The organism is Micrococcus terreus (genome assembly GCF_900116905.1).
In the GTDB taxonomy this organism is placed as follows: domain Bacteria; phylum Actinomycetota; class Actinomycetes; order Actinomycetales; family Micrococcaceae; genus Citricoccus; species Citricoccus terreus.
Window position 1 is genome coordinate 302,136 of record NZ_FPCG01000003.1, and the last position, 13,805, is coordinate 315,940.

The window sequence follows — 13,805 nt, forward strand, 5'->3', positions numbered from 1 at the left end:
TGAAAGGGTCCCTGGAGACCGCTCCGCGTCAGCCGGCGGTGACCGGCTCCACCAGGGGAACCAGGTCCAGCACCACGGCTTCGGGTTTGCAGGCGATGCGCACCGGGAACGACGGGGCGGCGCCGATCCCGGCCGAGACCTCCAGCGGGACCGTGCGCTCGAAACGGGTCCATGCGGAGAGTCCGCTGGCCTGGCTGGTGGGCAGATCGCAGTTGGTCACCAGCGCTCCGTACCCGGGCAGGCAGATCTGCCCGCCGTGGGTGTGGCCGGCGAAGATCAGGTCCGCGCCGTCCTCCACCATCGCATCCAGCACCCGGCGGTACGGAGCGTGCGTGACGCCGATCGACAGGCTGCGCGCCGGAGTGCCGCTGCCCTGGGGGAAACCGGGCCACTCGTCCCGCTCCAGGTGGGGGTCATCCGTGCCGGCGACGTCCAACCGCACGCCCTCCATCACCCGGGACCAGTGCGTGTTGGTCACGTCGATCCAGCCGTGCTCGGTGAAGGCCTGGAACAGCTCACGCCATGGCAGCTCGTTCGGCCGGTGGGTGTGCTTGGAGGGGCCCATGAGGTAGCGCAGGGGGTTGGCCCGGCGCGGCTCGTAGTAGTCGTTGGAACCGGGCACGAACACCCCGGGGACCTCCAGCAGCGGGCCCAGGGCGTCCAGCAGGGGCCGGATGGACTCGGCCGAACCGATGTTGTCCCCGGTGTTGACCACCAGGTCCGGCTCCAGGGTGTGCAGCGTGGAGAGCCATTCCAGCTTCTCGAACTGGGTGGGCATCAGGTGGATGTCGGACAGGTGCAGGATCCGCAGGCCCCGTCCCCCCGGGGGGATGATCTCCAGGCGCTCGCGCCGCACCTGGAAGTCCCGGGCCTCCACCAGGGCGCCGTAGGCCAGGGTGCCCGCACCGGCCGCCGCCGTGACGCCGGCGGCGGCCCCGAGGGCGGTCAGCAGTCCGCGTGCCCTCATCAGCCCTCCGACCCGGTCGCGGTGTCGTTGGTGGCGCCGCCGTAGGTGGAGGGGTCGTCATCCAGTCGACGCTCGGGCAGCGGCCCACCGCGCCCGGCGTCGGCGTCGACGACCTCGCCCTCCGGATGCCGCCCGTCGGTGCGCACCGGATCCGAGACCGGGCCGGTGTACTCGGTGAACTCATTGCGCTCGGCCAGCGGTCCGGCCACCTTCATGAAGTCCACCCACATCGGTCCGGCGATGATCGAACCCCAGACGTCCTCGAAGTAGACCCCGCCGATGGTCTTGCCGGACAGGCCCTCGACCGTGGTCTTGTAGTTGCCCACCCAGGAGGCGGTGGACAGGCCGGTGCTGTAGCCCACGAACCAGGTGGAGGAGGAGTTGTTGTTCGTACCGGTCTTGCCGGCCACGGGGAACGGCAGCTCGCCGCGCGCCGTGCGCTCACCGGCGATCGCCTCCAGCGTGTGGTTGACCTCGGCCACCACCTGGGTGTCCACGGCCTTGGTGCAGTCCACCTCGGGGACCCGGTACTCGGTGCCACGGGTGTCGGTCACCGAGACCAGCGCGCGAGGCTTGCAGTAGGTGCCGTCGTCGGCCAGCGTCGCGTAGGAGGCGGCCATGGTCAGGGGGGAGACCTCTTCGGCGCCGAGGATGAAGGACGGGCGCGTGGCGTTGATCGGATCGCCGTTGTCCGCACGGTGGACGCCCATGCGCTCGGTCAGGTTGCCGACCTCGCACATGTCCATCAGGTAGAACTCAGCGGCCGTCGCCGTGTTGATCGACCAGTACAGTCCGTAGTCCACCCGCATCGGCTTCTTCATGTTGGCGATCGCGTTGTTCACCGCCCAGCCGTCCTCATCGGGCAGGCGGAAGCCCCCGCCCTCCTGGCAGGAGGCCTCGAACTCGGTCCACTGGGGGTAGTAGTCGTTGGCGGCATCGATGGTGTCGATCATCGAGTGTCCGGCCTCCACCCAGGCCAGGGAGACGTACGGCTTCATGGTGGAGCCGGCCTGGAAGCCGCGCGAGCCGCCACGGTTGAAGTCGGTGTTGAAGTTCAGTGTGGTGTTCCCGTCGCCGGCCTCGGGGCTGTAGACGGTGTTCTGGGCCATCGCCTTGATGTTGCCGGTGCCCGGCTCCACGGAGACCATGGCTCCGCCGGCGCCGTCGAAGGAGTCGTGCGGAACCCGCGAGGAGACCTCCTCCTCGGCGGCGCGCTGCATCTCCGCATTCAGGGTGGTCTGGATGGTCAGGCCGCCGCGGTCCAGCAGGCGCTGACGGGCCTCGCGGTCCGGGCCGAAGGCCTCATCGTCCAGGATCTCCAGCTGCACGTAGTCGCAGAAGTAGGCGCCCAGTTCGGCGGCGAAGCAGCCCGAGCCCTGCGGCGTGACATCCAGCATGCTCTCCACCGGGACGGCCTTGTACTCCTCGTACTCCGCCTGGGTGATCTTCTCGTTCTTGAGCATCGAGGCCAGCACCACGTTGCGGCGGCCTTCAGCTCCCTCCGGGTTGGTCACCGGGTTGTAGCCGTTGGGGGACTGGACCATGCCGGCGAGCATGGCGGCCTCGGGGACGGTGAGGTCGGCGGCGTTCTTGTTGAAGAAGTAGCGGCTGGCCGCCTCCACGCCGTAGACGCGACCGGAGAAGAGCACGATGTTCAGGTAGCCCTCCAGGATCTGGTCCTTGGACATCTCCTTCTCCACCGCCACGGCCAGCTTCATCTCCCGCAGCTTGTCTGCCGGAGTCTTGGTGCCGGAGATGGTGGTGCGCTCGTTGTTCAGGCTCTGGTAGTTCACCAGCACGTTGTTCACGTACTGCTGGGTCAGGGTCGAGGCGCCCTGCTGGGAGTCGGAGGTGGCGTTGTTCACCAGCGCGCGGGCCAGGCCGCGGGCGTCCACGCCGGAGTGCTCGTAGAAGCGCTCATCCTCGATCGAGACGATCGCGTCCTTCATGTTCTGCGAGATCTGGTCCAGCTCGACCGGAACGCGGTTCTCCGCATAGAAGGTGGCCAGCACGGTGCCGTCCTCCGCGAGGATGCGCGAGGGGACCGAGAGCGGCTCCTCCTTCAGCTCGGCCGGCAGCTGGTCGAAGACCTCCTGGCCGCTGTCGGCCAGCGCGCCGCCCATGGCCGCCATGGGCATCATCAGACCCGCCGCCAGGACACCGCACAGGGCGCTGATGCCGAGGAAGGCGACGATCTTGCCCAGGGTGGTGGCAGTGTCGAAGAAGGGGGAAGTGCTCTTGGCCATGCGGGCGATTCTACGTGCCCAACCTGGACGGCCCGGCAGGGCGGCGGCGTGAACGTCACAGCATTCCCGACGACGGCCCCTCGCCTCGCGGGAAAGGCTTAGGCTGGGCGCATGACGACTTGGGAGTACGCGACCATTCCATTGATCATCCACGCCACGAAGCAGATCCTGGACCAGTGGGGGGCAGACGGCTGGGAGCTCGTCACCGTCATCCCCGGTCCGGACGGCAACGCCCCCGTGGCCTACCTGAAGCGCCCCACCGGCGAGACCGGCGCGCACTGATGAGCCGCGTCGAGGACCGCCTGGCCGAACTCGGCCTGAGCCTGCCCGAGGTGGCCGCCCCCGTGGCCGCCTATGTCCCCGCCGTGATCGACGGCGACCATGTGCAGACCTCCGGTCAGCTGCCCTTCGTGGACGGACAGCTGCCGGCCACCGGCAAGGTCGGCGCCGAGGTCTCCCCGGACCAGGCCGCCGAGCTGGCCCAGCGCTGTGCGCTCAACGCGCTGGCCGCCGTGAAGTCCGTGCTGGGCGATCTGGACCGGATCGAGCAGGTGGTCAAGGTGGTCGGCTTCGTCGCCTCTGACCCCTCCTTCACCGGCCAGCCCCAGGTGGTCAACGGCGCCTCCGAGTTCCTGGGCCAGGTGCTCGGGGACGCCGGCGTGCATGCCCGCTCCGCCGTGGGCGTGGCCGTGCTGCCCCTGGACTCCCCGGTCGAGGTGGAGCTGACCGTTCGGTTCCACTGAGGTGAACCCCACCGCGGCAGGTGAGGGGCCGTCGTCGTACCGGCCGGTGCCTGCACCCGCCGCGGGGACGGTGCCTGGACGACCCCGGACCGGGCTGGCTGTGGGCCACGGCCCGGTCCGTCGCCAGCCGCCTCCGGCCGTCTTGCGCACCTTCGACCTGCCCGACGAGCAGATGACCGCCGCCCGCAGCTGGGTGGCCTACGGCGAACGCCGCCCCCGAGCAGCACGCCGGGCCTCCTCCGTGGCCGTCGTGCGTGACGGGCTGCATGGAGTGGAGACCCTGCTGCGGCATCGCGCCGGACCGACCCCGCTGGGGGCGCTGGCCTTCCCCGGCGGATCCCTCGAGGACTTCGACGAGGAGGAATGCACCTGGTACGGGCCCACCCCCGCCCAGTGGTCACGCGTGCTGGGAGTGAGCGATCACCGCCTGGCCCGCCGCCACATCATGGGGGCCGTCCGGGAACTGTTCGAGGAGACCGGGATCCTGCTGGCCGGACGGGATCGGTTCTCCGTGGCCGAGGACCCCGGCGGCGGGGAGTGGATGGAGATCCGCCAGGGGCTGGACCGGCAGGAGCTCACCCTCGCCTCGGTGCTACGCAGGCGCGGCTACGGCGTCCGCACGGACCTGCTGCGTGCCGTGGGTCAATGGCACAGCCCGGGCTTTGCGCACCGACGATTCATCACGCACTACTTCGCCGTGGCCGCGCCCCAGGGACAGCAGGACTCGCTGCTGGCAGGCAAGGGCACCTGGGCCCGCTGGCGCCCGGCCGGCCTGCTGACGGCCGGTCTGGGGGAGACCCGGCTGGGAGATGCCGTGGGACGCCCGGACACGGTGGGGCGCACCTTCGGGCGGCTCACCGTCCCGGCCGTCCCCCTGCTGCTCGAGCGGATGGCCGCAGCCGGCTCCACAGTCCGGTTCATGATGGACCTGACCATCCGCGGCTCAGTGCCGGAGTTCCGGGTGGAGCTGCTGGACCGGATCGACGGGCACACCCCGGACCCGGACACCGACCCCACGCCGGGCACCTCAGCGGTGCACGACGACGACCTTCGCCTGGGAGTGGAACTGCCGGGAGGCCGCTGGTCCTGACGCGGGTGCATCAGGACCAACGGCCTCCCGGTGACGGTTCAGCGGGTGATCGTGACCGATCAGCGCGAGCGTTGGCGCAGCCGCTGCAGGTCCAGGATCACCACGGCGCGGTTCTCCAGACGCAGCCAGCCGCGCTGGACGAACTCAGCCAGGGCCTTGTTCACGGTCTCGCGGGAGGCGCCCACCAGCTGGGCCAACTCCTCCTGGGTGAGGTCGTGGGCCACGAGCAGGCCGTCGGCGGCCGGGCGGCCGAAGCGGTCGGCCAGGTCCAGCAGGGCCTTGGCCACGCGGCCGGGGACATCGGAGAAGACCAGGTCCGCCAGGGACTCGTTGGTCTTGGACAGGCGCTGGGCCAGAGCCTGCAGCAGCTGCATGGAGACCTCGGGGGCCTCGCGGATCACCTTGCGCAGGTTCTCGTGGCGCAGGCCGGCCAGGCGCGTGGCCGAGACCGCAGTGGCGGTGGCGGTGCGAGGAGCCGGGTTGAACAGGGCCATCTCACCGAAGATCTCGCCCGGACCCAGGATGGCCAGCAGATTCTCCCGGCCGTCCGGGGCGGTGCGGCCCAGCTTGATCTTGCCGGACATGATCACGTAGAGCTGGTCGCCCTGGTCGCCCTCGTGGAACGCCGAGGCGCCGCGGGAGAGGTCCACCTCAGTCAGCTCTGCGGTCAGAGCCCGGAAGACCTCGTCATCCAGGTGGGTGAACAGCGGTGCCTTGCGCAGTACCTCAAGATCCATGAATCCTTCGTCCTCACTGGTCATGTGCTGGCGCTCGCCGAGGCCGGTGGCGCGGGTCACGGACCATTCTGCCCCATCCGCCCATGATCTTCAGGTTTCTCTGCGACTGCGCCGGTAGTCTGGGCATTCATCGTGCGCCATGGAACCTGCAGGGCGGCCCCGGCACGATGCCTCCGGCCCCGCCGGACCCTGTCCTTCTCGGCCGCCCGGTCTGGAGATGCCTTGCCCTGGGGACTGACCTGGCTGGATGCGGCCCTGCTCCTGATCCTGGTGATGTTCCTGGTGGCCGGCTACCGTCGCGGGTTCTGGGTCACGCTCGGCACCATGGCGGGGCTGATCGCCGGCGCCATCGCCTCGTTCTTCTCCATCCCCCTCGTCTCATCCTGGGTCGACGACCCTGCCTGGCGCTGGGTGGCCATCATCGCCGCGGCCATCCTGCTGATCGTCGTGGGCCAGGCCATCGGCGCCGCCATCGGACGGTGGATCCGGCTGCGTCTGTCCCTGCCGGCGCTGCGCACCGCCGACCGTCTGGCCGGAGCCGTGGCCAACACCGTGGTGGCCGCGGCGCTGATCGGCCTGCTCGCCTTCTCCGCCGGGACCATGGGTGTGCCGTCCGTGACCTCGGCGGTCTCCCAGTCCCGGGTGATCAGCACCATCAACAAGGTGGCCCCAGATCAGACCAAGGGCATGATCGCCCAGATCCGTGCGGCGGTGGCCGGTGCTGGCCTGGTGCCGGAGATCGACCAGCCGGTGGCACCCGAGGCCTCCACCCCCACGGTGGCTCCAACGGCTCCGCCGCCCGGTGATGCCCTGACCGAGGCGTCCAAGTCCGTGGTGCGCATCACCGGAACGTCCGTGGAATGCGGTCAGAACCAGACCGGCTCCGGCTTCGCGATCGCCCCGGACCGGGTGGTCACCAACGCGCACGTGGTCGCCGGTCTGACCGAGCCGGCCGTCGAGCAGATCGATGGGGCCGTCTACGCCGGCCGTGTGGTCCACTTCGACCCGGAGCGCGACCTGGCCGTGGTGGCCGTGGACGACGCCGACCTGCCCGTTCTGCCCACGGGGGCCGACCTGGAGGACGGCGACTCGGCGCACATCATGGGATACCCCGCCGGCGGCCCCTTCTCCCTGGACCCGGCTGAGGTCCAGGCGCGCGGGTCGGTGCCGATCAGCAGCATCTACGGCGGTGAGACCGGGATGCTGGAGATCTACCAGCTGCATGCCGACGTCCGACAGGGTGGGTCCGGCGGTCCGCTGCTCTCCACGGACGGCTCGGTGGCCGGGGTGGTCTTCGCCCGTTCCGCCGCCGACGTGGCCGTGGGCTACGCCATCACTGGGGACGAGGCGCGCGATGTGTTCACGCAGGCCGAGGACTGGGAGCGGACCGTCTCCACCGGACAGTGCATCCAGGGCGGCTGATCCACTGCGGAGCTGGATACGGGCCATTCTGTCCACGCTGGACTACCGTGGTCTGCATCACACAGACGGTGTGCGGTGCGTCCATCCCCTGTGCCGCACTCCGGAGGGACACTGACAAAGGACACGACCATGTCATCCACTTCTGCACCGGCGCGGTCCGGCGCTGGGCCGGCCCGGAAGATGTCCGGGCGCGAGGAGTTCGCGGGCCGCTGGGCCTTCATCCTCGCGGCCATCGGCTCGGCCGTCGGACTGGGGAACATCTGGCGCTTCCCCTACATCGCCTACGAGAACGGCGGCGGAGCGTTCATTATCCCGTATCTGGTCGCTCTGCTGACCGCGGGCATCCCCCTGCTGTTCTTCGACTACGCAATCGGCCACCGCTTCCGCGGGTCACCCCCGCTGTCGTTCCGCCGGCTGAGCCGCTGGACCGAGTCCATCGGCTGGTGGCAGGTGCTGATCTGCCTGGTGATCGGAGTGTACTACGCCGCCATCATCGCCTGGGCCATCATGTACACCTGGTTCTCCACCACGAAGGCCTGGGGAGATGACCCCGCTACCTTCCTGACTCAGGAGCACCTGCAGGTGGCCGAGGACGTGGCACCCAACCTGGACATCGTCCCCGGGGTCTTCTGGCCCATGCTCGTGGTCTGGGTGATCATCATCCTGGTGATGGGCTTCGGTGTCCGCCGAGGCGTAGCCATGGCCTCGCTGATCTCCATCCCCGTGCTGGTGCTGATGTTCCTGGTCCTGGTGGTCGTGGCACTCACCCTGCCCGGTGCCACGGAGGGACTGAACGCCCTGTTCACCCCCAACTGGGCGGCACTGGCCGACCCTGGAGTGTGGATCGCGGCCTATGGGCAGATCTTCTTCTCCCTCTCCGTGGGCTTCGGCATCATGATCACCTACGCCTCCTACCTGAAGAAGCGGACCAACCTGACCGGCTCCGGCCTGGTGGTCGGCTTCTCCAACTCCGGCTTCGAGATCCTGGCCGGCATCGGCGTCTTCTCCGCCCTGGGCTTCATGGCGCAGGCCAGCGGCGTGCAGATCGCCGACGTGGTGGAGTCAGGCATCGGTCTGGCGTTCATCGCGTTCCCGGCCATCATCTCCGAAGCCCCGATGGGTGCGCTGATCGGCGTGCTCTTCTTCGGCTCCCTGGTCCTGGCGGGCTTCACCTCGCTGATCTCCATCCTCGAAGTGGTGGTCTCCGCGGTGAAGGACAAGATGGGCTGGGGTCGGTGGACCACGGTGCTGGTGGTCGTGGGACTGAGCGCGGTGGTCTCCCTGGCCATGTTCTCCACCACCAGTGGACTGAACCTGCTGGACATCACCGACGCCTTCGTCAACAGCTTCGGGATCGTGGGCGCCGCCCTGGTCTCGGTCCTGGTGGTCGCGGCAGTGCTGGGCCTGCTGGACCGGATGGTGGCGCACCTTAACAGCGTCTCCTCCTTCCGGCTCGGCGCCCTGTTCAAGGTCATGGTGGGCGTGATCATGCCGATCGTGCTGGCCTACACCTTCCTGTCCGACTTCATCGCCAAGCTCAACGACGGCTACGGGGAGTTCCCGGCCTGGTTCGTGAACACCTTCGGCTGGGGCATGGTCCTGAGCCTGGTGGTGCTGGCCGTGCTGCTCTCCCTGATCCCGTGGTCCAAGAAGTCCAACCTCCACCAGGAGCACCTGGACGACGACAGCCCGTTCGTGGAGCACGAGTCGCTGAACCGACGACGGCGGGGCCGCACCCCGGATCGGCTGGAACCGGTCACGGTCTCGGCTGACGAGGGCTGGACCGAACCTGATGCCGACCCGGCGCACCGCAGTGACTCGCAGAAGGGACTCTGACCATGGACCCCATTGCCATCGTCATGATGATCATCGCCATCCTCACCGTCTGGGGCGGTCTCGCACTGTCTCTGGTGCACCTGAAGCGCCATCCGGATGAGGAGTCCGGAGACACCACGATCTCCACCGGCCCCACCACGTAGAGCCACCCACACCAGACAGGGTCCGGCCCCCGCTCCGTCTGGAGTGGGGGCCGGACCCTTCTGTCGGTCGGTCTGTCGGTCGGCCGGGTGAGGGCTACTTCCGTAGGGACTCGGCGATCTGCTGCATGATCGTCGGATCCGAGAGCGTGGTGGCGTCTCCGGGGTCCCGGCCCTCGGCCACGTCCTTGAGCAGGCGGCGCATGATCTTGCCCGAGCGGGTCTTGGGCAGCTCCGGCACCACCAGGACGTGCTTGGGCTTGGCGATCGGGCCGATCTCCTTGGCCACGTGAGCGCGCAGATCTGCCTCGGCCTGCTCGGCCTCGGTCTCAGCGTGCTCCTCCGTGAGGATGACGAAGGCGACGACGGCCTCACCGGTGGTGGCGTCGGCGGCACCGACCACGGCGGCCTCGGCCACGATCGGATGGGAGACCAGCGCCGATTCGATCTCCGTGGTGGAGAGGCGGTGCCCGGAGACGTTCATGACATCGTCCACCCGGCCCATCAGCCAGATGTCACCGTCCTCGTCCCGGCGGGCACCGTCCCCGGCGAAGTACATGTCCTGGAACCGGGACCAGTAGGTGTCCTTGAACCGCTCCGGGTTGCCCCAGATGCCGCGCAGCATGGCCGGCCAGGGATCACGCACCACCAGGAACCCGCCGGAGCCGGCCTCCAAGGTCTCGCCCATTTCATCCACCACGTCCACCGTGATGCCCGGAACCGGGACCTGGGCCGAACCGGGCTTGGTGGCCGTGACACCGGGCAGCGGGGTGAGCATGTGCGCTCCCGTCTCGGTCTGCCACCAGGTGTCCACGATCGGGGCAGGGGACTCCTTCCGGGCACCCGGGGTGACGGAGCCGTCGTCGTGCCGGGTGCCGGCACCGTTGTTGCCGCCGATCACCTCCCGGTACCACATCCAGGCCTCCGGGTTGATGGCCTCACCGACGGTGCCCAGCACCCGCAGGGAGGACAGGTCGAAGGAGTCCGGGATGGACCGGCCCCACTTCATGCAGGTCCGGATGGCGGTGGGCGCGGTGTAGAGGATGGTCACACCGTACTTCTGCACAATCTCCCACCAGCGGCCCGAATGCGGGTGGTCCGGGGTGCCCTCGTAGATCACCTGTGTGGCGCCGTTCACCAGCGGCGCGTAGGTCACATAGGAGTGGCCGGTGACCCAGCCGACGTCCGCGGTGCACCAGTACACGTCCGTCTCCGGGTGCAGGTCGAAGGTGTCTCGGTGGGTGACCGCGCCCTGGACCAGGTATCCGCCGGTGGTGTGCAGGATGCCCTTGGGCGTGCCGGTGGTGCCGGAGGTGTAGAGGATGAACAGTGGGTGCTCGGAGTCATGCCAGACCAGCTCATGGTCCTCGGACTGCTCGGCCAGCACCTCGTGCCACCACAGGTCCCGGCCCTCGGTCATCTCCACGGGCTGCTCGTTGCGCCGGACCACCAGCACATGCTGGACCGACTGGGCCTGGCCTTCGCCGGCCTGGCCGGACAGCGCGGTGTCCACGGCGGGCTTGAGCGGTGAGGGCTTGCCGCGGCGCCAGGAGCCGTCCGCGGTGACGACCAACTTGGCCTGGGCGTCGTCGATGCGTGAACGCAGAGCCTCGGCCGAGAAGCCGCCGAAGACCACCGAATGCACGGCACCGATCCGGGCACAGGCGAGCATGGCGACCACCGACTCCACGATCATCGGCATGTAGATGGCCACGCGGTCGCCCTGGGTGACTCCCAGGGACTCGAAGGCGTTGGCGGCGCGGCGGACCTCGGCGGCCAGCTCGGCGTAGGTCCAGCCCCGGGTGTCACCGGGCTCGCCCTCGAAGTGGATCGCCACGCGGTCGCCCAGACCGGCCTCCACATGGCGGTCCAGGGCGTTGTAGGCGGCGTTGGTGGTGCCGCCCACGAACCACTTCGCGAACGGTGCATCCGACCAGTCCAGGGTCTCGGAGAAGTCCGTGTCCCAGTGCAGCACCTCGCGGGCGCGGCGGGCCCAATAGGCCAGGCGGTCCTGCTCGGCCTCTTGATAGAGATCCGCCCCGGCCACGGCGTCCTGCGCGAACTGCTCCGAGGGCGGGAAGGTGCGGCCTTCGTGCATCAGGGTGTCGGTGGTGCCCGACGGCGATGGGCTCGACGCGGTCTGTCCGCTGGGCCCGGCCTGGCCGGTCTGGGGTGCTTCCTGGTCGCTCATGCGTGCTCCTCCACGGGTGATGCTGCGGGACGGAGACGGTTCCGTCCGGCCCCCCTGGACAGCGATGAGGTGACGGCGGTCACGCGTCTGGGGCACAGCCTAGCGTCGTGCGCATGACACCGGTAGGTGCGACTGGTTCAATGGGCGGAGACTGAGCGGTCACCCCACGCACCGGGGCGGCCGAGTGACCGTGCATGAGCCTGTCCGTGGCACGGTGTAGAGATGCACAGACAACGCAACACTGCGTCATGCGTGAGGGGTAGAGATGTCTTCCACAGTGTCACCGGGGCCGGAACCGTCCGCTGATCAGACGGCCGTGCCGCACCGGCAGGTGCCGGGTCCCGGACGGACCGCCGGACTGCAGCTGTCCGGATGGGCGATCGGCTTCCTGGTCTCGGTGGCCGTGGTGCTGATCGGCTCCGTGGTGCCGCTGTGGCCCGGCGGACAGAACCTCTGGACGCTCTCCGGCCTGTTCCTGCTCGGCGTGGGCGTGGTGGCCCCGCTGACGGCGGCCGGGCTCGAGATCGCCCGGGCCGCCGGAACAGGGCAGGACGGGCACGAGCCGCGAGTGGGCTCCCTGACCACCGACCAGTTCAGCCATGTGGTCTCCTGGCTGGCGTTCGCCCACTTCTTCCTGCTCTCCGTCACCACGCTGAACCCGGTGGCCCTGGTGGGCCTGGTGGGAGCGATCGGCATGCTGGTGTGCTCGCCGCTGCGGTTCCTGTTCGGCGGACGCGCTGCGGCCGCCCGGCCAGGGAGGCGTGCCGGAACCGGTGACCGGCTGGAGGACGGTTCTGCCGAGGCTGGCGGCCAGCTGCCCGCCGGACCGGAGACTCCCGAGGACATCCAGGCCTCCTGGCAGTCCGCTCAGGCCGGATGGCAGCCGGCCGGTGAGACCGGGTGGTACACCGCCACCGGACGTCAGCAGGGCAGCTGGAGTGCGAACGAGGACGCCTCACCGTCAGCCGCGCAGCCGGCACCGGGGCAGACCGCACCGGGCGCTGATGCCCCCGCCGGTCCCTCCAGCCAGGCGGCAGGACAGCCGAGCGTGTGGGAGATCGACCCCCACGAGCAGGAGGTCTCCGCCGAGCAGACCGTGCTGCGCTCGGAGCTGCGCACCCAGATCCAGGACGAGGACCTCGAGTCGAGGCCCGGCACCGGGCCGGACCTGGTCGGCGACTCCGGTGCCGACCCAGACGCCGAGCTGGGCATGACCCGGCTCAGTGACCGCGCCGCCCACGGCGGCGCACCGGCCGCATCGCTCACCGCCACCGCGCCGGAGGCGAGCGGAGGCACCCCGGCCGGCGGCAGCGGCGCCGTCGGGACCGCCGGCCTGGGAGGGCAGCCCCAGCAGGGCGAGGCGATCTCCGCGGAGTCCGCCGAGCAGGCCACCACGCCGCGCGGTGCCGAGCCGGCCCAGTACGAGGCGTTCTGGTTCGCCGTGGGCTCCCCTCGGCAGGCGGTCGGACCGGACGGCAGTCCCCTCTTCGCGCTGGAGCCGGGCGGCTGGATCCTGGCCCTGGAGGACCGCGGGGACGAGTTCCTGGTGCAGAACACCGACGGCCGCACCGGCGTGCTGCGGGACCTGCGGGACATCGAGCGGGCGTGAGCAGGACGTGACCGGCGAGCAGACCCCCACCGGCGAGACCCGGCTGGCCCTGAAGCGCCGCGCCCGCAGGATCCACCGGGACCTGGGGCAGGCCTACCCCTATGCGGTGGCCGAACTGGACTTCACCACTCCGTTCGAGCTGCTGGTGGCCACCGTGCTCTCGGCCCAGACCACGGACGTGCGGGTGAACATGACCACCCCGGCGCTGTTCGCCCGGTTCCCGGACGCCGAGGCGATGGCGCACGCGGATGAGCGGGAGCTGCAGGAGCTGGTGCGGCCCACCGGGTTCTACCGCAACAAGGCCGCCGCCATCCAGGGGCTCTCCCGTGCGCTGGTGGACCGGTTCGGCGGGGAGGTCCCGGGGAAGCTCGAGGACCTGGTGACCCTGCCCGGCGTGGGGCGCAAGACCGCGTTCGTGGTGCTGGGCAACGCGTTCGGCCAGCCCGGCATCACCGTGGACACGCACTTCGGACGGCTCGCTCGGCGACTGGGCTTCACGGACCAGACCGATCCGGTCAAGGTGGAGCACGAGGTGGCCGCGCTGTTCGAGAAGCGCGACTGGACGGACCTGTCCAACCGGCTGGTGTTCCACGGTCGGCGGGTCTGCCACGCGAAACGCCCGGCCTGCGGTGCCTGCCCGGTGGCCCGGCTGTGCCCGTCCTACGGGGAGGGCGAGACGGACCCGGAGTCGGCGAAGACACTGTTGAAGTATGAGCTGGCACCGGGCCGCGAGGAGCTGCTGGAGCGGATGCTGGCCGGGGCCACGCGCGCCCAGCTGCGTGCCGAGGGCTACGGGCTGGGGGCCTGAGCGTGGAGGACGGAGC

12 protein-coding genes are annotated in these 13,805 nt (G+C 69.8%); 8 read left to right on the forward strand and 4 right to left on the reverse strand.

The window, feature by feature from the left end:
* Positions 1–28: 28 nt before the first annotated feature.
* Positions 29–967, reverse strand: a complete 939-nt coding sequence (locus BM355_RS05785; RefSeq protein WP_091695943.1) for a metallophosphoesterase — start codon at positions 965–967, stop codon at positions 29–31.
* Entirely contained in the window at positions 967–3,213 is a 2,247-nt protein-coding gene (locus BM355_RS05790) for a transglycosylase domain-containing protein (RefSeq protein WP_091695945.1), read from the reverse strand. The genes BM355_RS05785 and BM355_RS05790 overlap by 1 nt, the downstream gene beginning before the upstream one ends.
* A gap of 111 nt (positions 3,214–3,324) precedes the next feature.
* On the opposite strand from BM355_RS05790, the gene sp36 reads away from it, so the two are divergent.
* The 3 genes from sp36 (at position 3,325) to BM355_RS05805 (ending at position 5,046) form a co-directional block, all read left to right on the forward strand.
* Positions 3,325–3,495, forward strand: coding sequence for a Sp36 family protein (gene sp36 / locus BM355_RS05795; protein ID WP_091695947.1), 171 nt, complete (start codon positions 3,325–3,327; stop codon positions 3,493–3,495).
* Positions 3,495–3,956, forward strand: a complete 462-nt coding sequence (locus BM355_RS05800) for a RidA family protein (protein ID WP_091695948.1) — start codon at positions 3,495–3,497, stop codon at positions 3,954–3,956. The genes sp36 and BM355_RS05800 overlap by 1 nt, the downstream gene beginning before the upstream one ends.
* Before the next feature lie 142 nt (positions 3,957–4,098).
* Entirely contained in the window at positions 4,099–5,046 is a 948-nt protein-coding gene (locus BM355_RS05805; protein WP_245760624.1) for an NUDIX hydrolase, read from the forward strand.
* A 59-nt stretch (positions 5,047–5,105) separates the two neighbouring features.
* Here BM355_RS05805 and BM355_RS05810 read toward each other — a convergent pair whose 3' ends face one another.
* On the reverse strand, positions 5,106–5,783 hold the full coding sequence (locus tag BM355_RS05810; RefSeq protein WP_091696096.1) for a Crp/Fnr family transcriptional regulator: 678 nt from the start codon (positions 5,781–5,783) through the stop codon (positions 5,106–5,108).
* Between the two features lie 222 nt (positions 5,784–6,005).
* On the opposite strand from BM355_RS05810, the gene BM355_RS05815 reads away from it, so the two are divergent.
* The 3 genes from BM355_RS05815 (at position 6,006) to BM355_RS05825 (ending at position 9,184) form a co-directional block, all read left to right on the forward strand.
* The gene (locus tag BM355_RS05815; RefSeq protein ID WP_091695950.1) at positions 6,006–7,205 is read left to right on the forward strand and encodes a MarP family serine protease; all 1,200 of its coding nucleotides are present in this window, start codon (positions 6,006–6,008) and stop codon (positions 7,203–7,205) included.
* Between the two features lie 129 nt (positions 7,206–7,334).
* Positions 7,335–9,041 (forward strand): sodium-dependent transporter, encoded by a 1,707-nt coding sequence (locus BM355_RS05820; RefSeq protein ID WP_091695952.1) that lies wholly within the window; start codon positions 7,335–7,337, stop codon positions 9,039–9,041.
* A gap of 2 nt (positions 9,042–9,043) precedes the next feature.
* Positions 9,044–9,184, forward strand: coding sequence for a methionine/alanine import family NSS transporter small subunit (locus BM355_RS05825; RefSeq protein ID WP_091695954.1), 141 nt, complete (start codon positions 9,044–9,046; stop codon positions 9,182–9,184).
* 94 nt (positions 9,185–9,278) lie between these two features.
* On the opposite strand, the gene BM355_RS05830 is transcribed toward BM355_RS05825, so the two are convergent.
* A complete protein-coding gene (locus tag BM355_RS05830) occupies positions 9,279–11,279 on the reverse strand; it encodes an acetate--CoA ligase (protein WP_245760635.1) in 2,001 nt (666 codons plus the stop codon).
* Between the two features lie 358 nt (positions 11,280–11,637).
* Here BM355_RS05830 and BM355_RS05835 point away from each other — a divergent pair, with 358 nt between their 5' ends.
* Positions 11,638–12,981 (forward strand): hypothetical protein, encoded by a 1,344-nt coding sequence (locus BM355_RS05835; RefSeq protein ID WP_143109433.1) that lies wholly within the window; start codon positions 11,638–11,640, stop codon positions 12,979–12,981.
* Positions 12,982–12,988: 7 nt separating this feature from the next.
* Positions 12,989–13,789, forward strand: coding sequence for an endonuclease III (gene nth / locus BM355_RS05840; RefSeq protein WP_091695961.1), 801 nt, complete (start codon positions 12,989–12,991; stop codon positions 13,787–13,789).
* Positions 13,790–13,805: the final 16 nt, after the last annotated feature.